Source organism: Halomonas huangheensis, assembly GCF_001431725.1.
Taxonomy (GTDB): Bacteria; Pseudomonadota; Gammaproteobacteria; order Pseudomonadales; family Halomonadaceae; genus Halomonas; species Halomonas huangheensis.
In genome coordinates this window covers 2,607,506-2,630,670 of record NZ_CP013106.1, presented here as the reverse complement: position 1 = coordinate 2,630,670, position 23,165 = coordinate 2,607,506, and the positions used below count along the sequence as shown (strand labels likewise).

General features: G+C 56.2%; 18 protein-coding genes. 14 read left to right on the top strand and 4 right to left on the bottom strand.

Annotated elements, in window-relative coordinates; translation table 11 throughout:
- Nucleotides 1-138 precede the first annotated feature (138 nt).
- Both AR456_RS11515 and AR456_RS11510 read left to right on the top strand, forming a co-directional pair.
- The gene (locus AR456_RS11515) at nt 139-366 is read left to right on the top strand and encodes an FAD assembly factor SdhE (protein ID WP_236995576.1); all 228 of its coding nucleotides are present in this window, start codon (nt 139-141) and stop codon (nt 364-366) included.
- Nucleotides 367-613: 247 nt separating this feature from the next.
- On the top strand, nt 614-862 hold the full coding sequence (locus AR456_RS11510; protein WP_021817235.1) for a hypothetical protein: 249 nt from the start codon (nt 614-616) through the stop codon (nt 860-862).
- 35 nt (nt 863-897) lie between these two features.
- Here the strand turns inward: AR456_RS11510 and dinB are convergent, their stop codons facing one another.
- Nucleotides 898-1,947: a DNA polymerase IV gene (gene dinB / locus AR456_RS11505; RefSeq protein WP_035587724.1), complete on the bottom strand. Its 1,050-nt coding sequence runs from the start codon at nt 1,945-1,947 to the stop codon at nt 898-900.
- Between the two features lie 146 nt (nt 1,948-2,093).
- Nucleotides 2,094-2,759, bottom strand: a complete 666-nt coding sequence (lexA, locus tag AR456_RS11500) for a transcriptional repressor LexA (RefSeq protein ID WP_031206910.1) — start codon at nt 2,757-2,759, stop codon at nt 2,094-2,096.
- A gap of 362 nt (nt 2,760-3,121) precedes the next feature.
- Between lexA and AR456_RS11495 the strand changes: the two genes are divergently transcribed.
- Together AR456_RS11495 and AR456_RS11490 are read left to right on the top strand one after the other, a co-directional pair.
- Nucleotides 3,122-3,823 carry a TetR/AcrR family transcriptional regulator gene (locus tag AR456_RS11495; RefSeq protein WP_021817237.1) on the top strand — a complete coding sequence of 234 codons (702 nt, stop codon included), beginning with the start codon at nt 3,122-3,124 and terminating at the stop codon, nt 3,821-3,823.
- Nucleotides 3,823-4,341, top strand: a complete 519-nt coding sequence (locus AR456_RS11490) for a L,D-transpeptidase (RefSeq protein ID WP_021817238.1) — start codon at nt 3,823-3,825, stop codon at nt 4,339-4,341. The genes AR456_RS11495 and AR456_RS11490 overlap by 1 nt, the downstream gene beginning before the upstream one ends.
- Before the next feature lie 240 nt (nt 4,342-4,581).
- Here AR456_RS11490 and AR456_RS11485 read toward each other — a convergent pair whose 3' ends face one another.
- Both AR456_RS11485 and pilB read right to left on the bottom strand, forming a co-directional pair.
- The gene (locus AR456_RS11485; RefSeq protein ID WP_031206912.1) at nt 4,582-5,805 is read right to left on the bottom strand and encodes a type II secretion system F family protein; all 1,224 of its coding nucleotides are present in this window, start codon (nt 5,803-5,805) and stop codon (nt 4,582-4,584) included.
- Nucleotides 5,802-7,565 carry a type IV-A pilus assembly ATPase PilB gene (gene pilB / locus AR456_RS11480; RefSeq protein WP_021817240.1) on the bottom strand — a complete coding sequence of 588 codons (1,764 nt, stop codon included), beginning with the start codon at nt 7,563-7,565 and terminating at the stop codon, nt 5,802-5,804. The genes AR456_RS11485 and pilB overlap by 4 nt, the downstream gene beginning before the upstream one ends.
- A 255-nt stretch (nt 7,566-7,820) precedes the next feature.
- Here pilB and AR456_RS21730 point away from each other — a divergent pair, with 255 nt between their 5' ends.
- From AR456_RS21730 to AR456_RS11430, 10 genes are all read left to right on the top strand, one after another.
- Complete coding sequence (locus tag AR456_RS21730) at nt 7,821-8,351, top strand: pilin (RefSeq protein ID WP_021817241.1); 531 nt, start codon at nt 7,821-7,823, stop codon at nt 8,349-8,351.
- 691 nt (nt 8,352-9,042) lie between these two features.
- Nucleotides 9,043-10,809, top strand: a complete 1,767-nt coding sequence (locus tag AR456_RS11470) for an SLC13 family permease (protein ID WP_021817242.1) — start codon at nt 9,043-9,045, stop codon at nt 10,807-10,809.
- A gap of 45 nt (nt 10,810-10,854) precedes the next feature.
- Nucleotides 10,855-11,697, top strand: a complete 843-nt coding sequence (gene cysQ / locus AR456_RS11465; RefSeq protein WP_021817243.1) for a 3'(2'),5'-bisphosphate nucleotidase CysQ — start codon at nt 10,855-10,857, stop codon at nt 11,695-11,697.
- Nucleotides 11,698-11,786: 89 nt separating this feature from the next.
- Nucleotides 11,787-12,701, top strand: coding sequence for a sulfate adenylyltransferase subunit CysD (gene cysD, locus AR456_RS11460; RefSeq protein ID WP_021817244.1), 915 nt, complete (start codon nt 11,787-11,789; stop codon nt 12,699-12,701).
- Nucleotides 12,702-12,753: 52 nt separating this feature from the next.
- Nucleotides 12,754-13,023, top strand: coding sequence for a four helix bundle protein (locus AR456_RS11455; protein ID WP_081694548.1), 270 nt, complete (start codon nt 12,754-12,756; stop codon nt 13,021-13,023).
- Nucleotides 13,024-13,074: 51 nt separating this feature from the next.
- Nucleotides 13,075-14,994: a sulfate adenylyltransferase subunit CysN gene (gene cysN / locus AR456_RS11450; protein WP_021817246.1), complete on the top strand. Its 1,920-nt coding sequence runs from the start codon at nt 13,075-13,077 to the stop codon at nt 14,992-14,994.
- Nucleotides 14,995-15,115: 121 nt separating this feature from the next.
- Entirely contained in the window at nt 15,116-16,240 is a 1,125-nt protein-coding gene (gene wecB, locus AR456_RS11445; RefSeq protein WP_031206923.1) for a non-hydrolyzing UDP-N-acetylglucosamine 2-epimerase, read from the top strand.
- Nucleotides 16,241-16,310: 70 nt separating this feature from the next.
- On the top strand, nt 16,311-17,591 hold the full coding sequence (wecC, locus tag AR456_RS11440) for a UDP-N-acetyl-D-mannosamine dehydrogenase (protein ID WP_021817248.1): 1,281 nt from the start codon (nt 16,311-16,313) through the stop codon (nt 17,589-17,591).
- Between the two features lie 29 nt (nt 17,592-17,620).
- A complete protein-coding gene (locus AR456_RS11435; RefSeq protein WP_021817249.1) occupies nt 17,621-21,001 on the top strand; it encodes a glycosyltransferase family protein in 3,381 nt (1,126 codons plus the stop codon).
- Nucleotides 20,994-23,165 carry a glycosyltransferase family protein gene (locus tag AR456_RS11430; RefSeq protein WP_021817250.1) on the top strand — a complete coding sequence of 724 codons (2,172 nt, stop codon included), beginning with the start codon at nt 20,994-20,996 and terminating at the stop codon, nt 23,163-23,165. The genes AR456_RS11435 and AR456_RS11430 overlap by 8 nt, the downstream gene beginning before the upstream one ends.

The following is a 23,165-nucleotide window of genomic DNA, read 5'->3' as shown; positions in this document are numbered from 1 at the left end:
GGGAAACTTACATTCTGAGGTATAATGTCGCCACATCACCCTAAGGCCAACGAGAGGTTTCCCTTGGAGCAATCATCACCAGCGGCCTCAGCCGCCGAGGCTGAACGCAAGCGCCTGTACTGGCACTCACGCCGGGGCATGTGGGAGTTGGACCTGCTGCTGCTGCCGTTTCTTGAGCATCGTTACGATGAGCTGGGCGACGAGGACAAGGCGTCCTACCGAGAGTTGATCACCGAGGAAGACCAGGATCTGTTCATCTGGTTGATGCGACGAGAGTGGCCGGAAGATGCCAGGCGTCGCAGAATCGTTCAAATGATTGTGGAATATGCCGAGAGTAGCGGTCACGGTCACAATCGCGGCCTCTGAGACTCAGCATCTTGTTCAGGGCGCTCTGGCGGCAGGAGTCTGTTTGCTTGCGGGTTGGCTGACACCTTCTCCGGTTGGGGCGCTCCTGACGGCCTGCGTAGCGGCAGTGCTGATCCAGGCTTGGCGACTGGGCCCTGTAGGACAGTTACGTTGTCTGGTGGATGACGCTGCGTTGGCTTTCCCTGGTTCGGCTGCCTCGGACCCCGTTTCCTCAAAGCCGGGCTCCTCGATCCCGGGGAGTGCGAGTATGTCTTCGGGCCGGATCGGGCTCGAGGCGCAGTTATCGGCGGTACCCGGGCGGTGGGAGTGGCGGAGCCCGGGGCGGGAGCATTGGCAGCCGATCAAGTTGCAGTGTGTGGCGCTCGGTCCCCGGTTGATTGCCTTGCGCTGGAGTGGTTCGACGATCTGGCTCTGGCCGGACGCCATGGCGGATGACGAGCGCCACGCGCTGCGTCGTCATCTATCCGGGTATCCGTTGTATCCAGGTGTCCGCTGAGCTCTTGCCTTGATGAGTTTCTGCCTTGGTGAGCTTCAGGAAAACGGGAGAGACAGCTGTAGTCGGGCTTCTTCCGGCACTAGCCTCACTCCGACACCCAGCAGACGTACAGGACGTCGGGCGCGCTGCCAGGCCTGTTCCAGTAGATGGTCGAAGTTTTCCAGTTCGGGTGCCAGCCCGCGTGCTTCCAGGTTGGTGGTGGTGAAGTCGTCGAAGCGAATCTTGACGAATAAGCACAGCAGCGGCGGGTTGCCGTTGCGCGAAACGCGTTCGCTCAGCTTCTCGCAGAGTGGTGTCAGGGCTCCCTTGACGCTTGGCAGGTCAGGCAGATCACGTTCGAAAGTGGTTTCTACACTGATCGATTTACGCTCGCGTTCGATGTTGATCGGGCGCTCATCGATACCGCGCGACATCTCATACAGGCGGCGACCGAATTTGCCGAATTCATCAAGCAGTTTCTCGATCGGCAGCGCTCGCAGGTCCTCGCAGGTGTGAATGTTCATGGCTTCCATGCGAGCACTGGTCGCGGGGCCGACGCCATGCAACTTCTTGACCGGCAGAGTGCGCACGAAAGCATCGACCTGGTCCGGGCGAATCACCGTCAGCCCATCCGGCTTTTCCCAGTCACTGGCAATCTTGGCCAGAAAGCGTGCCGGAGCCGCACCTACTGATACCGTTATACCCGTGCGCTTGAGGCACTCGGCCTTGAGCCATTGCGCCATCCAGGTGGCGCTGCCCTGGAAAGCCTCGACATCCGTCACATCCAGATAGGCTTCATCCAGTGACAGCGGCTCAACCAATGGCGTTAACTCATGAAAGATCGCCTGAATCCGTGCCGATACTTCACGATACTTGTCGAAATTCGGCGGGACGAGGGTTAGCTCCGGGCACAGACGTAGTGCCCGAGCGGTAGGCATCGCCGAGTGAATACCGAACTTGCGTGCCGGATAGTTGCAAGTCGTGATGACTCCACGCCGTTCAGCGGACCCGCCCACCGCTAGAGGAATATCTCGCAACGCTGGATTGTCGCGCATCTCCACCGCGGCATAGAAGCAGTCACAGTCGGCGTGAAGGATCTTGCGAATAGGCATGGATATCTCTATTCAGCTACGAGCTACGAGCAGCTCGGGCTGTAAGCTGTAAGCCTCAAGCTGTAAGTAAATCCCTGTTCGGGAGAGCCATGGCCTGTGAACTGTGGGGCATCACTGTACAGCTCGTAGCTCGCGGCTCGTTACCCCAGTGACTGTCCGCTGCCGCCGCGTATCACTCCTACTCCAATGCCTTCAATCGACAGGCTGTCCTGGCGCAGGTCGAGTTGAATCGGGGCGAAGTCTTCGTTTTCGGCTTCGAGGGTTACCCGATAGCCATCGCGCTGGAAGCGCTTGACGGTGACTTCTTCCTCGAGGCGTGCCACCACAATCTGGCCGTTGCGAATTCGCTCGGTGCGATGCACGGCCAGCAGGTCACCTTCGAGGATGCCGATATCCTTCATCGACAGGCCGCGAACGCGCAGCAGATAGTCGGCGCGCGGGGTGAAGTATTCCGGAGGTAGGGGGCAGTAGCGGTCGATATGCTCGGCAGCAAGAATCGGACTACCAGCTGCTACTTCACCGATTATCGGCAACCCCTGGGGAGAGCTGGCTTCAGGCTGCGAATCTGAACTGTTGGCAGGATCGCTCTCCTGGGCTGGCAGACGGATACCACGCGAGGTGCCGCGAATTACTCGGATGGCGCCTTTGCGCTCGAGGGCGCGTAGATGCTCTTCTGCTGCGTTGGGAGAACGGAAGCCAAGCGCACGCGAGATTTCGGCGCGGGTTGGCGGATAACCGAGCTCGTTCATGGTCTTGACGATAAAGTCATAGACGTTCTGTTGGCGAGGAGTCAGGGGACGTGTCATTCGGCCTCCCTCAGGCGGCGAGGTTGTGAAGATGAAACTGTGGCCTTCAACGCCACAGGCCCGGTGATCATGGGACTTTATCTGCCAGGCATCTGGCCATGGTCAGACACGTTACTTGGTTAAGTATACAGTATGGACGCCTATCCAGTAAAAATGTTCCTTGCGGGTAATTCCATGGCCTGTTTCAAACATCATCTTCACCACACTGATTGTGGCATCGCGCTTGCTCGCATACACTTTTGGAAGAATTCAAACAATTGTTTCCAACCGGGAAGCGGCAGTGGGTGAATTCAGTATCGGCAACCGGCGCTCTCCCCGCGCCATTTCACCTTCAGCTTTTCCTCTGAAAACGGAGCCTGATTATGGGCCAGCCTGACACCATGACCCGTATCCTCGACACCGCCGAGGTGCTTTTTGCTGAACGTGGCTTCGCTGAAACCTCTCTGCGCAACATCACCGGCAAGGCCAAGGTCAACCTGGCTGCGGTCAACTACCACTTCGGTTCAAAGAAGTCGTTGATCCAGGCAGTATTTGCCCGTTATCTGGAGCCGTTTTCCGAGCGCTTCCACGCAGCGATCGATGCGCTGGAGGCGGATTATGGCGAGAAGGTCATTCCCCTTGAGGTGTTGCTGGAAACCATGGCGCGCACTGTGCTGGAGGTTCCTGCCGAGAAGCACAGTCTCAAGGTATTCATGCGCCTGCTGGGGCTGGCCTATAGTCAGGCGCAGGGGCACTTGCGCCGTTATATTCAGGATGAATTCGGTACCGTCTTTACACGTTTTGTAGCCCTCGTGCGCGAGGCGACCCCAGAGCTGCCGGACGCCGAGCGTTTCTGGCGTCTGCACTTTGTACTGGGGACCGTCATATTTACCTTCTCTGGCCTGGATGCGCTGCGTGATATCGCCGAAAAGGACTATGGTGAGCATGTCTCGGTCAGGGATCTGGTGCGGCGTATGAGTCCGGTTGTCGTTGCGGCCATGAATGCGCCGCTGCCGGAAGGTGGTCTGGAGCAGGCAGAATCCACTAGCGCCTTGGTCAGTGAAGGGAAAGGAGCGGTGAACTGATGCATACACCGGCGCTTGATGCACTGCCGCCAACAGAAGGGAGCTGGGTGGAGGTCAACACCGACACTCAGCGCCTGACGTTCTGGCGCGGCGAGCAACAGGATTGGCATTGTTCAGTGTCTACCGGGGAAGCGGGCACCGGTCAGCGTGAAGGTAGCGGTCAGACACCTCTAGGCTGGCATGTGATACGCGCCTCGATTGGCGCAGACCAGCCTCGCGGCACGGTTTTTCGAGGACGGCGGTCCACCGGAGAGGTCTATGATCAGGCGCTTGGCACCACCCACCCGGAGCGGGATTGGATCCTGACACGGATTCTCTGGTTATCCGGCTTGGAGCCGGGGTTCAATCGAGGTGGTCAGGTCGACTCCCAGCGTCGCTATATCTATTTCCATGGCACCCCGTCAGACCGCCCAATGGGCATCGCAGCCTCCCATGGTTGCATCCGCATGCGTGACGACGACCTGCTGCGACTGTTCGCTGACGCCCCCCCAGGCACCCCAGTCTGGCTGCATGACTGAGCACCAGACCGACCGTAAGCACTGAGTCTAGAGCTGCGAGTTGTACAGCGCTGCTTCGCGGTTAAAAGGCAAGACCTCGGTGTTTGCTTTTTCGAGGGCACACCAACGATTCTTCTTGTCTCTTGTCTCTTGTCTCTTGTCTCTTGTCTCTTGTCTCTTGTCTCTTGTCTCTTGTCTCTTACCTCTTACCTCTTACCTCTTGTCTCTTACCTCTTACCTCTTACCCCTTATAACTCCTACCTACATCACATTCCCCAGTTCGAGAATGGGTAGGTACATCGACAGTATCAACCCGCCCACCAGCACTCCCAGCACCACGATGATCAGTGGTTCGAGAAGTGTCGTCAGCGTATCGGCACGTCGTTCAACGTCTTCCTCATAGTATTCCGCCAGGCGTGTCAGCATGGTATTCAGCGTGCCCGACTCCTCGCCGATCCGAACCAGCTGAATGGCCAACGTCGGGAATTGCCGGCTGTTGTGCATCGCAAAGTACAGCTGCTGCCCGCTGGCGATATCCTCTCTGATGGCGTTGATGGCCTGGCGATAGATATGGCTGTCGGTGGCGCCGCTGGCGGTGGTTAGCCCGTCCACCAACGGAACGTCGGCGGCATGGGTGGCGGATAGCGTACGGCAGAAGCGAGCCACGGCAGCGCGCTCCAACACCATGCCAATCGCCGGAAGCCGCCTCATCATGCGCTCGGTGGCTAATCGCAGTGTGGGGGAGCGATACAGTCCCGCCCGCAGAAGAAAGCCACATGACACCGCCAGCAGGCTCGCCGTGAGCCACCACTCTCGTGCCAACGCCGAAAGCGACAATGTCATTCTCGTCAGTGGTGGTAATTCGGCGCCGAAGCTGGCGAACATCTGTTCGAATTGTGGCACGACCCTGGTCAGTAGAATGGCGGTGATCAACAGGCCCACCAGTACCACGCAGGCGGGATACCACAGAGCCTTGCGCACTCGTCCTGCAAGCGACTCTCGACGTTCCAGGTGCTCGGCCAGTCGTTTCAGCAGTTGGTCAAGACGACCGGACTGTTCGCCGGCCTCCACCATGCTGCAATACAGGGCATCGAAGTGCCGAGGGAAGTGGTGCAGGGCCCGCGATAAACTGGCGCCGTCGGAAACCTGTTGGCGTAGATTCAGCACCAGCGACCGCATGGCGGGATTGTTGAGGCTTGTTGCCAGTACCCCCAGCGCCTGAGGCAGTGGAATGCTGGCCTGTAACAGTTCGGCCAGCTGGCGGGAGAAATGCATGATGTCACGTGGCTGAATGCGCCCACGGCGAGAGCGCCAGCGACGCCCCTGGCGCAGGCCTTTTACCGCAATGCCCTGATCGCGCAGTTGTTGCTGTATCTCGCTGCGCTGGTGAGCAACGATCTCACCGGAGAGCCGCCGGCCATCCTTGCTGCGTCCGGTCCAGTGCCAGTGATAGAGCTCCATTCCCCGAGGTGATTGATGTTTCATTCTTCACCTCTGGCAGCGTGGTTGTGTCGGCATTGCGGTGATTGGGCGACACGGTGCAGCTCGTTCAGGCTGGTGACGCCGTTCAACACCAACTCCAGACCGCTTTGCCACAGGTTCCGGTGGCCTTCGTTCTGGGCCAGCAGCCTCAGCTCATCAGTGCCGGCGTACTCAAGAATGCGCTGGCGGATTGCGGGGCTGATGGGCACGACCTCAAAAATCCCGGTTCGGCCACGATAGCCTTCATTGCAGTGTGCGCAGCCCTGAGGGGCGTAAAGGGTGGCCGTCTCACACCGAGCGGCATCAAGACCCAGGTGGGCACGCGCGTCGGAGGACAGCTCCTCCGGTCGTCGGCAGTGAGGACAAAGTGTGCGCACCAGCCGCTGGGCAATGATCAGGCTGACAGCACTGGCGACATTGAAGGCGGCGACGCCCATATTGGTGAGTCGAACAAGGGTATCCGCCGCCGAGTTGGTGTGTAGCGTGGACAGCACCAGATGACCTGTCTGTGCGGCCTTGATGGCAATCTCCGCCGTCTCACGGTCGCGGATCTCGCCGACCATTACCACGTCCGGATCCTGACGCAGAAAGGCGCGTAACGCCTGAGCGAAGTCGAGACCGATGCGTGGCTGAACGTTGAGCTGATTGATGCCCGGAACCTTGATTTCGACTGGGTCCTCCGCGGTGCAGATATTGCGATCGATCTGGTTGAGCAGGTGGATACCCGAATAGAGCGTAACGGTCTTGCCACTGCCCGTAGGGCCGGTGACCAGAATCATGCCCTGAGGGCGAGCCAGGGCACTGCGCAGTAATTGGCGTTGCTCGGTAGTCATGCCCAGCGCATCGATATGGATATGGCTGGCAACGGGGTCCAGCAGGCGCAGGACGACCTTCTCGCCGTTGACGGTGGGCAGTGAACTGACGCGAAAGTCGACCGATTTCCCATCCTTGACGTTGATCTTGATCGCACCGTCCTGAGGGAGTCGGCGCTCCGAGATATCCAACTGAGCCATGACCTTCAGGCGAGATGCCACGCGAGCCTGCATGGCAGTCGGCGGCTGTGCCATTTCGTGGAGGATTCCATCGATGCGCATGCGCACTCGATAACAGTCTTCGAAGGGCTCGAAATGGATATCTGAAGCGCCCCGGCGTACCGCATCACGCAGGATCGAGTTGACGAACTTGACCACCGGGGCGTCATCGCGTTGATCAACAAGGCTGGAAATCGCGGTTGAGTAAGGGTTCTTGTTGGCGTCTTCATTGAGCTCATCCAGTGCCCTGGAGACATTCGGGCAGGCGTCCTGACGTGTGGTGTCGTCCCGGAGCCATGCATCCAGCAGCGCTCGTAAACGGTCGGCAGGGGCCAATTGCACGGCGACGCCGTGGCCGGTAAAACGTTCAAGTTCATTCAGGTGTGCCAGGCGTGATGGGCAGGGTATTGCGACGCGAAGCCAGTAGCCGTCGTAGGCCAGTGGCAGAAGGTCGTTCTCGCGCAGCAGCGATTCGGGAAAGCTGGAAGGCGAGGGCAGGTCTGCCGGCTCAATACCCTCGAGGTCCGCCAGCGGTACGCCATGTATCTCGGCGGCGATGCGTGCCAGGGGCAGTGCGCTGACTTGTCTGGACTCGACCAGATGATCGAGCAATTGCATGTCGTCCTGTCTGGCTGCATGGGCAGCATCCTTTATCTGCCGTGCAGTCAGTAGTCCTTCTTCGAGCAATCGTTGCTCCAGCTTGTCGTGCAAGCGTTGAGTCAGCGCTTCCATGGCTTCCTCTGTTGTCTGCTGTTGTGCCTTGATCCTAGACCCCGAACAGATCCTCGCTTGCCTTTCAGTACCGTTCTCGCACAGCAAGAAACGCTTTCCCGTCAAGTATCTGGAAGCGGTGCTCGAACTGGCGCAGGGATGCGTGCTCATCACCCTTACATAGGGAGAGCAAGGTCGTATAAAGGAGCAGTGCACGACCGCACCACGAAACCAAAAAACGTTGATGACGCATATAAAGAAAAGAGGGACGAAATCATGACGCATGGATTGCATCAGTCAGGTCGACAATATCCTCGGCAGCGCGAGTACTCTCAGCAACGAAAGTATCGTCAGGCCGGGTTCACCTTGATCGAGTTGATGGTGGTGGTGGCCATCATCGGTATTCTTGCGGCGATCGCCATACCGCGTTATCAGGATTACGTACGCCGCAGCGAGTTCAATGCTGCGCTGGGATCGTTGCGCGCTCTGGAAACCAACGCCGAAATCTACCTGAGTCATGGGGGCGTCTGGAGCGAAGTGAGTTACCGCAACCTCGGGATCAGCTCCGAGGGGTTGCATGGCAAACAGCTGACAATCTCCGGAGAGGAGGGGAGCGAGCCAGCGATGCAGCTGGTTTATGGCGATGATGTCGTGGATGGCGCGCCGGGCATCGTAAGTCTTGTGTCGCAGCAGCACGGCGGATGGGTGTGCCGTACAACAGAGAAGGCAGAGCTTCTTCCAGGGACCTTGTCCTGTGAGACAGGAGTGTCGATTGTTGTCGGCAGCGAGCCTGGCGCTGGCGGCTGACGACGCATGGCATGGGAGCGGCGCTGGAAGACGCTGCTCGCATATCGCTCCGCTCCCATGGCGCCCTGTTGCACATACTCGGACGGTTCCAGCAATGGAATCATCCACCGCAGTTGATGCAGCTCAACGATCCAGTGCATTCGCTGTGCCGGTACGGAACCTTCTTCGTCGGAATCGTCACCAAGAGATCGCGGGTGCCTCGACCAGCAGTTGAGCGACCTTGTGCCGATGGCGACTTATCTGGTGCTCCGGAAGGGGTTTTCCGACCCGTACTTTGGCATTAACACCACACCAGAAACTACGGCAACGGTATGATTTTCAACGCTATCGTGCCTATTGGATCACTGACGGTGTATGTCGACTGCTGTATGCTTTCATCCTCAAGAATACTTCGGTCTCAGGTTGCGCATTCTCGAGCAGTAGTCGAATCTGCGTAGAGTAGGGTGCGACAGTCACGTAAAATGTTGCCGAAACGTGCAGATAGCGAGCACGCTACAAATTTTCATCAAGGGATAAGGATGCACCCGGAGAATCCATGGGCGGTAGCGTGCCTGAATATAGGTAAAACACATGTTTCAATGCAGCCTCTGAATACCGCGCCCGAGCAGCTGCGCTTTACGGGGTGTAGCGGGCCGTTTTGTAAGACGCGTGGTGAGAACGCCAACGTGGTCACTCGGGAGTTTTCACCATCATGACATGGCAGGCTGTGTATGCATTGATGGTGGTATTCGCGGTATTGGGCGGCCTGGCTTTCACTCGTATTGCCGCCGATGTCATTGTCATGGCAGCAATGGCAGCATTACTGGTCGTTGGTATCCTGACCCCGAGCGAGGCACTTGTCGGTTTTGCCAACCCCGGCGTAATGACCATCGCCAGTCTCTATGTGGTGGCCGCAGGGTTGAAGGAAACCGGCGCCATCAAATGGTTGGCCATGCGAGTGCTTGGCCAGCCACAGACGATTGGCTTCGCGCTGTTGCGCGTACTCCTACCCGCATCGTCCTTGAGCGCCTTCATGAACAACACCACGGTGGTGGCCATGTTCATACCGGCGATACAGGACTGGGCAGCCAGGCTCAAGTTGCCGCCATCCAAGTTGTTGCTTCCACTCAGTTATGCCGCCATTCTCGGTGGTACCTGCACCTTGATCGGCACCAGTACCAACCTGGTGATCAATGGATTGTTGCAGAGCCAGAAGGATGTCCACCTGAGCATGTTCGAGCTGGCTTGGGTGGGGTTGCCACTGGTTGCTGCTGGTGCACTGTTCCTCTATCTGTTTGCGGGCCGCTTGCTGCCCAATCGCCAGGGGGCGCTTGAGCAGCTTGAGCTGGCGCGAGAATACTCGGTGGAAGTGCTGGTCGACCCGGAAGGTCCGTTGGTCGGCAAGACCATTGCCGATGCAGGCCTGCGTAGCCTCGCCCATGGCTATCTTGCCGATATCGAGCGCAATGGGCGGTTGTTGACCGCAGTGCCGCCGGAAACCGAATTGCTCAAGGGGGATGTGCTGGTATTCATCGGCGCGCCTGAGTGTGCTCGTGAACTGCGTGAGCTCAATGGTCTGAAACCGGCCAGCGGAGATGTTCATAAGCTGGATATCGCTCACCATCACCGTTGTCTGGTGGAAGCCGTCATCGGTCCGGACTTTGGTGGTCTTTACCAGACCGTCAAGGAATCTCGTTTCCGCTCTCGCTACCAGGCAGTGATACTGTCGATCTCTCGCGATGGGCGCCGTCTCTCCGGCAAGCTGGGCAGCATCCAGTTGCAGGTGGGCGATACCCTATTGATGGAGACCGCTCAGGACTTCGTCGACCAATACCGCTACCGCAAGGATTTCCTGCTGGTCAGCGCGCTCAATGACTCCACGCCGCCCAACTTCCGCAAGGCGCCCTGGGCGCTGGGAGTGCTTGCCGCCATGGTCATTGCAAGCGCCTCAGGATTGGTCAGTATCCTGGAAGCAGCGCTGGTGGCTGGCGGGATGATGCTGGCGTTGCGCTGCGTGCCGGCCAGCAAGGCTCGCCGCTATGTCGATCTTTCCGTACTGGTGGTGATTGCGGCCTCGTTTGCGCTGGGTGCTGCGCTGACCAAGACCGGGGCGGCAGCCGCAGTTGCCGGGACCATCACCATGATCGATGGGCTTTCGCCGTGGATGGCACTGGTGTTGATCTATGTGCTTACGGTGATCTTCACCGAGCTGATCACCAACAACGCCGCCGCTGTCTTGATGTTTCCCATCGCCGTAGCGGTTGCCGAGGGGCTGGGAGTGGATTTCATGCCCTTCGTCATCGCCGTGACCATTGCCGCTTCGGCCAGCTTCATGACGCCGCTCGGTTACCAGACCAACCTGATGGTGCTGGGGCCGGGTGGCTATCGCTTTACCGACTATCTGCGCGTAGGCGCACCACTGAGCCTGGTGGTGGGCGCGATCGCCGTCAGCATCATTCCGATGGTTTGGTCGTTTTAAGAATCAAGAGCCAAGAGCTTACTTCTTCATACCCCGGAGGCACTATTGAGCAACGATGCGAAGAGCCATATCGATGCGCCGTTATGCGAGGCGTTGATCGAGGGAGCCATCGAGGCGGGCAGAGCCATTCTCGAGGTCTATCGGAGCGATTTTCAGGTCGAAACCAAGGATGATGACAGTCCCTTGACGCAGGCCGATCTTGCTGCGCATCGAGCGCTGGTGGATATGCTCGAGCGTTTGACACCTGAAGTGCCGGTGCTTTCTGAAGAGTCTGGTGATATTCCCTACGCACAGCGCCGTCAGTGGCAGCGTTATTGGCTACTTGATCCGCTGGATGGCACCAAGGAATTCATCAAGCGTAACGGGGAGTTCACCGTCAACGTGGCGCTGATCGAGGACGGTGTACCGGTCTTCGGCATTGTTCATGCTCCAGTGCTGGGCATTACCTGGTACGGGCAGCAGGGCGAGGGTGCCTTCAAGCAGCAAGGTGGCGAGACAACGCCGATTCAAGTGCGCTCACTACCGGAAGCCGGTAGTGAGGCGTGGAAGATCGTCGGCAGCCGCTCGCATGGCTCCGCCCAATTTGAAGCTTTCTGTGAAGGCCTACCGGCACATGAGCGGGTTTCCATGGGCAGCTCGCTGAAACTGTGTCTGGTGGCAGAAGGCAGCGCCGATCTCTACCCACGTCTCGCGCCTACCAGCGAATGGGATACCGCCGCCGCCCAGGCAGTAGTGACCGCCGCCGGTGGCGAAGTGCTCAATGCCGAGACACTGGAACCACTGCGCTGTAATCAGCAGGAAAGCGTGCTCAATCCCTTCTTTATCGTCTGTGGTCAGCGCGATGAACGCTGGACAGACGCACTGCGGACAGCCTTCAGCGGCGCTTGAGTGCCTGAGAGAATTGTTCATTACACGTCTATGACTGCTCTGGTCATTTGATTGGCTGCTAGCCGCCATACACCTCCTGGATCATGAATATGGAAATAACCCCAGAACGCCAGACCCACCTCAAGCAGTTGGAAGCCGAGGCTATTCACATCATCCGTGAAGTGGCCGCAGAGTTCCGCAATCCGGTGATGATGTACTCCATTGGCAAGGACTCCTCAGTGATGCTGCACCTGGCCCGCAAGGCCTTCTATCCAGGAACACCGCCGTTCCCGCTGATGCACGTCAACACCACCTGGAAGTTTCGCGAGATGATCGAGTTCCGCGATCGCATGGCGGACGAATCCGGAATGGAGTTGATCGAGCACATCAACACCGAAGGTGCTGAAGCCAACATCAACCCCTTCGATCACGGTAGCGCCAAGTACACCGACATCATGAAGACCCAGGCGTTGAAGCAGGCACTGGACAAATATGGCTTCGATGCGGCCTTCGGCGGCGCCCGTCGTGACGAGGAAGCCAGTCGTGCCAAGGAGCGCGTGTTCTCGTTCCGTGACAAACACCATCGCTGGGAGCCCAAGAGCCAGCGTCCGGAGTTGTGGAACATCTACAACGCCAAGGTCAACAAGGGCGAGTCGATCCGCGTCTTCCCGCTGTCCAACTGGACCGAACTGGATATCTGGCAGTACATCTACCTCGAATCCATCGCCATTGTCCCGCTGTACTACTCCGCCCCGCGCCCGGTAGTCGAGCGCGACGGCATGCTGATCATGGTCGACGACGAGCGTCTGCCGCTGGAGCATGGCGAAGAGCCGCAAGAGAAGTCGGTGCGCTTCCGTACCCTCGGCTGCTACCCCCTGACCGGCGCCGTCGAATCAGAAGCCGCCACACTCCCGGAAATCATCCAGGAAATGCTGCTCACCCGCACCAGTGAGCGCAGCGGCCGCGCCATCGACCACGACCAGGCCGGCTCGATGGAGAAGAAGAAGAGAGAAGGGTATTTCTAACGCGCCGCGTTAGAAAGCCGCGAGATGGAAGAGGGAAGTCGGAAGAGGGAAGATCGATGGACTTTACCAGATCACTCGTTCCGGCTTGTCTGTGCCCAGCAACATCGCTGAAGGCATGACCCGCCCCACCATCAAAGATCGCATCAGGTTTCTTCATATCGCAAGAGGGTCCTGTGCCGAACTCAGGACGCAGATCTACATTGGTATGGAAATCGACTACATACATCGAGAGAAAGGACTCCAATGGGTAGCAGAGACCAAAGAGATTGCCGCTATGTTGTCTGGCTTGATTCACAAGCAGTTTGACTTTGGCAAGTGCTGACCGGTTTTTCTTACCTCTTCGTTCTTCCTTCTTACTTCACAAGGTTTTGCTATGTCTCACCAATCCGATCTGATATCTGAAGATATCGAAGCGTATCTGAAGGAACACGAGAGCAAGGATCTGCTGCGCTTCATTACCTGCGGCAGTGTCGATGACGGTAAGTCGACGCTGATCGGTCGTCTGCTGCATGACTCCAAGATGATCTATGAAGATCAACTGGCAGCGATCACTCAGGCGTCGAAGACCAGTGGCACCACGGGTGAGGAAGTCGATCTGGCGCTGTTGGTCGATGGTCTGCAGTCCGAGCGGGAGCAGGGCATCACCATCGATGTCGCCTACCGCTTCTTCTCGACCGACAAGCGCAAGTTCATCATCGCCGATACGCCAGGGCATGAGCAGTACACACGTAATATGGCCACCGGGGCATCCACGGCTAGCCTGGCAGTCATACTGATTGATGCTCGCTACGGCGTGCAGACTCAGACGCGTCGCCACAGCTTCATCGCCGACCTGCTGGGTATTCAGCACCTGGTGGTTGCGGTCAACAAGATGGATCTGGTCGAGTTCTCCGAAGAGCGTTATCACGAGATCATCGAGGAATATCGCTCGATCTCCGACAAGCTCAATGCGCCGGATATCCAGTTTGTTCCGATGTCGGCACTCAAGGGCGACAACGTCGTCAACAAGAGTGAGGCGATGGCCTGGTATGATGGCCCCGCGCTGCTCGAGCTGCTGGAAAGCGTGGAAATCACCCACGACCAGAACCTGCGCGACCTGCGTCTGCCGGTACAGTATGTCAACCGCCCCAATCTCGATTTCCGCGGTTACTGCGGTACTCTGGCCGCCGGCGTAGTCACGCCTGGCCAGCAGGTCCGTGCCTTGCCATCAGGCAAGACATCAACGGTGGAGCGCATCGTCACCTTCGATGGCGATCTCAAGAGCGCCTATCCGGGCCAGGCCATTACCGTCACGCTCGCCGACGAGATCGATATCTCGCGGGGCGACTGGATCGTGGCGGCGGATGATGACGTGGCACTGGCGTCTGCCTTTGAAGCTGACATCGTCTGGATGCATGAGACCGCGCTGGAAACCGGCAAGCTGTATGACATCAAGCTTGCGACTCGCGACCTCGCCGGCAAGGTAACGGCCATCGACTTCCAGGTCGACGTCAACACACTTGAGCATCGTCATGCCGATCACCTTGATCTCAACGCCATCGCGCGCTGCCAGGTCGAGCTGACGGCTCCAGTGCCGCTGGACGACTATCGCACCAGCCCGGGTACCGGTAGCTTCATCATCATCGACCGTCTGACCAATATCACCGTCGGCGCCGGCATGATTCACAAGCCGATTGATAGTGAGCTGCCGTACGAATTCCGTGACAACGACAGCAAGGCCAACGTGGTGTGGAATCGCACCAGCGTCACCCAGGGCATGCGTGAGCAGATCAACGGCCACAAGGGCAAGTGCGTGTGGTTTACCGGCTATTCCGGCTCGGGTAAATCGACGCTCGCCAATGCGCTGGAGGTTGAGCTCAATCGCCGCGGCTATCACACCATGCTGCTCGATGGTGACAATATCCGCCATGGTCTGTGCAAGGACCTCGGCATGAGTGAGGTGGATCGCGCCGAGAACATCCGACGCGTGGGAGAGGTGGCCAGCCTGTTTGCCGAAGCCGGCGTGATCGTGATCACCGCCTTTATCTCGCCGTTCCGCTCCGATCGCGATACCGCTCGCAAGCTGTTCAGCGCCGATGCCTTTATCGAAGCCTATGTAGACACCCCGCTGGATGTTTGCGAGCAACGCGACCCGAAAGGCCTCTACCAGCAAGCGCGCGAAGGCAAGATCAAGGACTTCACCGGCATCAACAGCCCTTACGAGGTTCCGCGTGAGGCAGAATTGACGCTGAAAACAACGGAATATGGACTACACGAACTCGTCAGTCAGATCATCAAGAAAGTGACATGGTGATTGAGGGCAATGGTCTCGCTCATGCGGAGCATGAACTGCGCGACTTACTGGCTTCTTGAAACTCCTATTCGCGAGACGACCATCAGGATTATCAATGACCGTCGATAGCAACTCAAAACAGATGAAAACCTTGTGCGCCTTTGGCACACGTCCGGAGGCCATCAAGATGGCCCCTTTGGCGCTGGCGCTGCAGGCCGATGAGCGGTTTGATGCCAAGGTCTGCGTCACTGGCCAGCATCGCGAGATGCTGGACCAGGTGCTGGATCTATTCGCACTGGTCCCGGACTACGACCTTGCGGTAATGCGGCCGGGGCAGGATCTCACCGACGTGACTGCCGCCATTCTGCAAGGAATGCGCGATGTACTCAGTACCGTCAAACCCGATATCGTTCTCGTTCACGGTGATACGGCGACTACCTTCGCTGTGACGCTTGCCGCCTATTACCAGCAGATACCCGTTGCCCATGTAGAGGCTGGTCTGCGAACCGGTAATATCTATTCACCCTGGCCGGAAGAGGCCAATCGCAAACTGACCGGCGCGCTTGCCGAGCTGCACTTTGCTCCGACTGACCGCTCCTGCGAAAACCTGTTGGCAGAAGGCGTTTCCCCGGACAAGGTGCATGTGACCGGTAACACCGTTGTCGATGCGTTGCTGGATGTGGTTGCCAGGCTGGAAGGTGACGATAGCTACCAGCAGCAGTTTGGCGCGCATTTCGACTTCCTCGACAGCAATCGCAAGCTGATTCTGGTTACAGGCCACCGACGTGAGAGCTTTGGCGATGGTTTCGAGCGTATCTGTCGAGCACTGCACGATACCGCTGCTCAGCACCCCGAGGTGCAGATCGTTTATCCGGTACACCTGAACCCCAATGTGCGCGAGCCGGTCAATCGCCTGCTCAGCGATGTCGATAATGTCCACCTGATCGAACCGTTGGACTACTTGCCGTTTGTCTATCTGATGAATCGTGCACACATCATCCTGACGGACTCCGGTGGCATCCAGGAGGAGGCCCCATCTCTTGGCAAGCCGGTGTTGGTCATGCGTGAGACCACCGAGCGGCCGGAGGCCGTGCAAGCCGGTACGGTAAAACTGGTGGGTACTGATGTCGACAGGATCGTGAGTGAACTCAAGACATTACTGACCGATCAGCAAGCCTACGAAGCCATGAGCTATGCCCACAACCCCTATGGGGATGGCAAGGCCTGTGCACGTATCCTCGATATTCTCGCGACTACTCAACTATAGGAACGCGGTCAGCTGCGCACGCACCGTGCACCAGTATCGTCATCCTTCTGTCTATCTGGATTGATATCTCATGGAATTCAAAACTATCTCCGTCATCGGCCTGGGTTATATCGGCTTGCCAACTGCTGCTGTGATTGCATCACGCCGCAAGAAGGTGGTCGGTGTCGATGTCAATCAGCATGCGGTGGATACCATCAACCAGGGCGAGATACATATCGTCGAGCCTGAGCTGGACATGATCGTGCATGCCGCAGTGAAGGAAGATTATCTGCGAGCGACGACCACCCCGGAGCCCGCAGATGCCTTCTTGATTGCAGTGCCGACTCCGTTCAAGGCCGAAAACGGTAATGAGCATGTCCCGGATTTGAGCTATATCGAGTCGGCCAGCAAAGCGATTGCCCCGGTGCTCAAGAAAGGCGACCTGGTGATTCTCGAGTCGACCTCTCCCGTAGGAGCGACGGAACAGGTGGCCGAGTGGCTGGCTGAGGCGCGTCCGGACCTGACCTTCCCGCAAACCCATGGTGAGGAATCGGATATCCGTGTGGCGCATTGCCCTGAGCGGGTGTTGCCTGGCCATGTAGTTAGGGAGTTGGTAGAGAACGACCGAGTTATCGGTGGTATGACCGCCAAATGTTCTCAAGCCGCTACCGCTCTCTACCGAATCTTCGTGGAGGGCGAGTGCATCACCACCACAGCGCGCACCGCGGAGATGGCCAAGCTCACCGAGAACAGCTTCCGTGATGTAAACATCGCCTTTGCCAACGAGCTTTCCATCATCTGTGACAAGCTGGATATCAATGTCTGGGAGCTGATTCGCCTCGCCAATCGTCACCCGCGCGTCAATATCCTGCAGCCTGGCCCTGGTGTCGGTGGGCACTGCATCGCCGTTGACCCCTGGTTTATCGTCAGTGAGACGCCTGAACAAGCGCGATTGATCCGCACCGCCCGAGAGGTGAACGACGGCAAGCCACAGTGGGTAGTCGACAAGGTCAACGAAGCGGTAGGCAAGTTCCTTTCCGCTAACCCGGAAAAAACTGCCAAGCAAGTCACCATTGCCTGCTTTGGTCTGGCCTTCAAGCCGGATATCGATGATCTGCGCGAAAGTCCTGCTCTCGCCATCGCGCAGCAAATTGCTGCTTCCAATCCCGGACATACGTTGATTGTCGAGCCCAACATCGAATCGCTGCCTGCTGGCAAGTTGGAAGGGTGCGCATTGGTTGAGGCACAAAATGCGCTTGAAAGCGCGGATATTGTTGTACTGCTGGTAGATCACAAGCCGTTCAAGAGTATTGCAGCACAGCAGCTGGAAGGATGCTATCTCATTGACAGCCGTGGTATCTGGGCTGCCTGACCTATAAATCATCATTGAGCAGGGTTGTAATGGAGAAGGTGAACCTGGAACACGAACTGTGCGATTTCCTTGATGAGCTTGGGTTGGGCGGGAACTACTGGCTTGTCGGAGACAACGAATCTCTGCTTCAGGCCTTGTCTGTGCGAATTCCATCCGAAGCCCTTCACACCGGTGTCCCCGATACGAGTGACGTACTGGACCAGTGCAGTGTACTTATCCTGAGTTCCAGCCAGAGCGAGTTGAACAAGGAAGTCTTCGAACAGTTGGAGTGCAGTGATGCGCGCCCGATCATTATTCTTCTGGATGATAGATTACTGCCTGAGTCGGTACAGAATAGACTGCATGCTATTGGCTATAAGTTGCCTCCAGTACAGCCGAAACAACGGCCGTTTTACGTTGTCGAGAGTATTGAGCTAAGCCACAAGAAGTACTTCGATGTAGCTGGATATTGGGAAAGCCGGTATGCATCGGGGAGAAATAGTGGTGCTGGCTCATACGGACGTCTGGCCCGGTTCAAGGCTCACTTTCTCAATCATTTCGTCAAGAAGAACAAAATTCAGTCGGTGCTGGAGATCGGCTGTGGTGATGGGGCTCAGCTCTCTCTGGCTGAATACCCTCAGTATACTGGATTGGACATTAGTCCAACTATTATTGAACACTGTTCGCAGACGTTTGCCCACGACTCCTCAAAGCGCTTCCACGTATACAAACCCGAGAGTTTCGATCCTGCTTCCGTGCAGTCAGAACTGGCGCTATCTCTTGATGTGATCTATCACCTCTCCAATGATGAGGTGTATGAATATTATTTGAAGCACCTTTTCGCGGCTTCGACAAAATTTGTCATTATTTACAGCAATGCCAGTAGTGAGCAGGGGAATCGTGCAGGAATAAATGAGGCTTCTGGATACGTCCGTTTTCGAGATGTCCTGAGCGATGTTGAAGAGTGGTATCCAGGCTGGAACTTGGTAAAAGCTGTGCCCAATAGCTACCCGTTCTCGGCGATAAACCCGAACAATACATCCTTTGCAGACTTCTTTGTGTTTGAGAGGTCGTCTGATGAGAAGTTGGCCGAAAGCAAGACGGCTGACTTTGACCGCTTTGGCTCTGACAAGATCATCAATACGTTGATGATGTTTGATGAGAATGCCAAGGGCCTTGCCGATGATGTGAACTCAGCCAACAAGAAAATCGATGTGCTGGCAAAGGAAATTCGCAAGTTGGATAGCTCTTATAAGCTACAGGATAGTCTGAATCAAGCGCACCAGACGATTTTGGCGCTTCAGGAAGAACTTGGCACGGAGCGTGAAAGGTATAACGAGCTTGAGTCACAGTTCATCAATGCTCAGCAACAGATTGGCGAACTGGAAGGCAAGCTGAGAGTTTCCGAGGCTGGCTATCAAGATGTGAGTGAACAATACCGGCAGTTGAGTGAGCAGCATGATGACATTACCGCAAGGTATCGCGCTGCAAATTCAAAGTATCGTGATGGTTGCCAACAGCTTTACGCCCTGAAATCCAGTCATGCATATAAGGCGGGTCTACATGTAAAAGCCGCATCTGGATCTGTGGTTGACGCGGTGAAATTGCCGGTACGGCTATGGCGCCTCAGAAGGCCGAGCAGGAGTGGATCGAATTGGCGGATCAACCTGCGCCAGGGGTTACGCTATATCAAGTGGAATATAGTGGTCCCGGCCGCGACGCGATTGGGGATTCCGTATCATCGGGTCGCACATCTGACGCTACCGCAAGCTGCTCAGCGGCGTCTCGATCAGGCTGCGTCGAGATCTTCGCAGCACAATAGTGTCAAGGCCAGACCGGGATCGACCAGCGGCGCTGAAGTGCTGTTCACCCCTCCATCGGCTGCTGCGGAGGAAATCAGCATACTCGGCTGGCCTGCCCCCTCCGACAATGGCAAACCAGTGGTTCTAGCGGTGATGGATGAGTTCACGGAGGGCTGTTTCGGCAGTGACCTGCGGTTGCTTCAGCCTCGTCCTGATAACTGGTATGGGCTGGCAAGGAAATATCCCCCAGCGATGGTATTTATCGAGAGCGCCTGGAAGGGAAATGGTGGCAGTTGGCAGTACCGAGTCGGTACCTACAACACCAAGCCTGGCCAGGAACTTCAGCAGATGGCGGGGTGGGCGCGGCAGGAGAAGATTCCAACGGTTTTCTGGAACAAGGAAGATCCCGTGCATCATGACAAATTCATGGAAGCCGCGGGTCTTGCGGACCATATTTTCACCACCGACCAGAACATGGTCGACTCCTACCGGAAGCGGACAGGCAACAAGTCTGTCCATGCCTTGCCATTTGCTGCCCAACCGGCACTGCATAAACCCGCACCTCTACGTGGTCGGTTGAACAAGTCCTGCTTTGCTGGAAGCTGGTACGGCAATCGACATGCCGAGCGTGGTGAGGCCATGAAGTGGCTTCTTGCAAGCGCGAACAAGCATGGCCTGGATATCTTTGATCGTAACCACGGCACCGGCATCTTCCCATTCCCAGAGGAGTACCAGGGCGGCATCCGTGGCAGCCTTCCTTACCTGGAGCTTTGCAAGGAATACTCTCGGTACCGAGTATTCCTCAACGTCAACTCGGTAACCGACTCCCCGACCATGTTCTCGCGGCGTGTGTTTGAGCTGATGGCCTGTGGCACTCCTGTGGTAAGCACTTATGCCCGTGGCATTGCTGAGCTGTTCGACTCTGATGCCGTGTGGCTGGTACGCACTGAAGCAGAAGCCGAAGAGGCTATTCATACGCTTCTCAATGATGATGATGAGTGGCGGAGAAGAAGCCTCGCCGGAATTCGTGAGGTGTTCTCCGGCCATACATATGCTCATCGCCTCAACAGCGTGTTCGAGATCATTGGTTCAGATGAGCGCATCGATACGACACCTGAGCTGCTGTTGGTAGCCCATGCTGAACATCGTGCTGAACTGGATCAGCTGTTGAGCTTTGCACAAGGTCAACGTTACAGAAACTTCCGGCTTCTGATCGAGAGTCCAGTTACCAGTTCCAGTGACATGAGTGCCGCTCCTGAAAAGGTGGAGCTGGTGACAGCTGTGGAGCAGGCAGAGGCTGTTCAGCAGAGTGAGAAGAATGGCTATCAGGCAGTAGGCAGGGTTTCCTCCAGCCACCGTTATGGCACGTACTATCTCCAGGACCTGGTGAATGCCATGAGCTATCAGCCAGAGGCCGCTGGGTGGGCGAAGGCCTGCAGTGAAGATGCATTCAGCTACGACGTTGATACCAGGCTCTCTGCGGCGATCTGGCGACCGAAAGCGTTTCAGCTGGAATGGCTGAGATCGGATGATCGTTCGGTATCATCAAGTAGCCTGTTCTGTACAGACACGGATGAGTTCTCCGCCGACCACTCACAAGGAAACTGCGGGGAGCTGCAAGATGCCTGAGTTGAAACGTGTTCTTGTTTGTGCCAATCCAGATCTCAATTACATAGATGGCTCATCCATCTGGGCGCAAACCATTGCTCTGGTATTTGCCGAGACAGGGTTGGCAAGGGTCGATTTCCTAGCGAAGAGTACTCCGCGTAGGGATGAGTTATATCAGCCTCTTTGCGATCACAAAAATGTCAATATCATTAATGGTGCTCGGGAAACCGGAATTGTCAGTAGCATGCTTGCCAAGCGCCTCGACCATCAGGAAATGGCCGAAGTAGCGGTCAAATTCGATCAAAAGAATGATTATGATGTAATCGTTGTTCGTGGTTATGATATAGCCAAGTCGCTGCTCGATAATCCAATGGTGTTCCAGAAGTGCTGGATCTATTTGACGGATATTCCTCAGTCTGTCGAAGATTATAGCGAATCTGAACGAGAGGAAATTTCCAGGATTGCTCGTAAGTGTGCCCAGCTTCTTTGCCAGACATCTGGATTTCGGGATCTTTGGAAGGCTCTGGTACCCGGTTTGCCAGAAGTAAAATACAAGCTATACCCACCTGTCATTCCTGATATCGAAAGTGAGCCTCTACCTGTAGCTTCACGGCAGAAGCAGGTTGTCTATGCGGGTAAGTTCAAGCCTGACTGGATGACGTTGGAGATGGCTGAAATATGGCCTGAGATCTATAGTAAGCACCCAGATGCACAGCTTCGAATGATCGGGGACAAGATTCATTTCGATTCAGAGGGTTTCCAGCAACGCATGAAAAGGGCGTTGGAGCATACGCCTGGGCTGAAGTGGCTGGGAGCAATGTCCCGGGACGACGTTCAAATCGAGCTGCATCAGGCTCGTGTGGGGCTTTCCTGGCGTGACGAGTCGATGAACGATACTTTGGAGTACTCCACCAAGATTCTCGAATACGGTGGAGCCGGGTGTGGTGCGATCATCAATCGTAACCCCCTTCATGAGGAGCTGTTGGGAGAGAATTATCCGCTCTTTGCGAATACTCAAGGGCAATATATCAATGCTCTTGATGCGGCGTTAGCTGATGATGAACTAGCACAGACTGCTGCTGATCAGCTTATGGCAGTTGCCAAAACACACACTTTCGGTACCCGTGTGGCGGAGGTGAGTCAGTGGCTGAGTTCGCTCCCTGGTAGAGATAATATCAACCGTCCGGCTGAAACTCGGAAAATCCGCGTGCTAGTGGCGGGGCATGACTTGAAGTTCTTTACGCCTTTGCAAAGGCGGCTCGAGGAAACAGGAAAGTTTGAGTTCCTGGTTGATCAATGGACTGGTCACAACTCCCATGATGAAAAGAAAAGCCTGGAGTTATTGCCGCAGGCAGATGTGATTTTCTGTGAATGGTGTTTGGGTAATCTCAAATGGTATTCACATCATCGTCTGCCACATCAGCGACTGGTTGCGCGGTTTCACGCTCAGGAAGCCAAAGTGCCGTATATGGCCCACGCTAAGTGGGATGCTATCGATCATATAGCATTTGTCAGTGAGCACACTAGAAGGCAGGCTATAGAAGTTTTTGATTTTCATCAAGAGCTAACTTCGGTTATCCCAAACGGCATTGATGTTGAGAAGTTTAAAGGTGTTAAGAAACAAGGCGGTTCGAATTTTTCTCTAGGAATGATCGGTTCCGCACCGAAGAGCAAACGGCTAGATAGAGCCGTTGATGTTCTCGAAAAACTTCTTGAAGAAGACGAGAGATATAACCTGAGAGTTAAGGGGATGAATCCACTTGATTATGGTTGGATTTTATCGCGCCCAGATGAAGTAAAGTATTATAGAGAGCTGCTTAATAGAATTAATAGTAGTCCGAAGCTGAGGAGAAAAGTGGTTTTTGATCCGCCCGGAGATGATGTTCCGCAGTGGTTCTCTATGATTGGATATATTTTTTCACCATCTGACCATGAATCATTTCATATGGCTGTGGGTGAGGGCATTGCTGCTGGAGCTACCCCTGTTATTTGGAGCTGGGAAGGGGCTGCGGATATCTGGGGGGAATCTTCCATTGTACGTGATTGCTTGGAGGCTCGAGATCTAGTGGTAAAGGGAGAAGTTGATCATGGCTTAAACTTTCCTTCTTCTTATACGTTGGAGAGTGTTGCAGAGCGCTGGGAAGAATTGATCTTTGGTATTGTTCATAAATTTAATTGGCGTTGA

Bases quoted from the DNA above. Each gene is read 5' to 3' on its own strand.
- AR456_RS11470 (WP_021817242.1), top strand. From the start codon at position 9,043: ATGACATGGCAGGCTGTGTATGCATTGATGGTGGTATTCGCGGTATTG.
- AR456_RS11515 (WP_236995576.1), top strand. From the start codon at position 139: ATGTGGGAGTTGGACCTGCTGCTGCTGCCGTTTCTTGAGCATCGTTAC.
- pilB (WP_021817240.1), bottom strand. From the start codon at position 7,565: ATGGAAGCGCTGACTCAACGCTTGCACGACAAGCTGGAGCAACGATTG.
- wecC (WP_021817248.1), top strand. From the start codon at position 16,311: ATGGAATTCAAAACTATCTCCGTCATCGGCCTGGGTTATATCGGCTTG.
- AR456_RS11435 (WP_021817249.1), top strand. From the start codon at position 17,621: ATGGAGAAGGTGAACCTGGAACACGAACTGTGCGATTTCCTTGATGAG.
- AR456_RS11510 (WP_021817235.1), top strand. From the start codon at position 614: ATGTCTTCGGGCCGGATCGGGCTCGAGGCGCAGTTATCGGCGGTACCC.
- AR456_RS21730 (WP_021817241.1), top strand. From the start codon at position 7,821: ATGACGCATGGATTGCATCAGTCAGGTCGACAATATCCTCGGCAGCGC.
- AR456_RS11490 (WP_021817238.1), top strand. From the start codon at position 3,823: ATGCATACACCGGCGCTTGATGCACTGCCGCCAACAGAAGGGAGCTGG.
- wecB (WP_031206923.1), top strand. From the start codon at position 15,116: ATGAAAACCTTGTGCGCCTTTGGCACACGTCCGGAGGCCATCAAGATG.
- AR456_RS11495 (WP_021817237.1), top strand. From the start codon at position 3,122: ATGGGCCAGCCTGACACCATGACCCGTATCCTCGACACCGCCGAGGTG.
- AR456_RS11485 (WP_031206912.1), bottom strand. From the start codon at position 5,805: ATGAAACATCAATCACCTCGGGGAATGGAGCTCTATCACTGGCACTGG.
- cysN (WP_021817246.1), top strand. From the start codon at position 13,075: ATGTCTCACCAATCCGATCTGATATCTGAAGATATCGAAGCGTATCTG.
- cysD (WP_021817244.1), top strand. From the start codon at position 11,787: ATGGAAATAACCCCAGAACGCCAGACCCACCTCAAGCAGTTGGAAGCC.
- AR456_RS11430 (WP_021817250.1), top strand. From the start codon at position 20,994: ATGCCTGAGTTGAAACGTGTTCTTGTTTGTGCCAATCCAGATCTCAAT.
- lexA (WP_031206910.1), bottom strand. From the start codon at position 2,759: ATGACACGTCCCCTGACTCCTCGCCAACAGAACGTCTATGACTTTATC.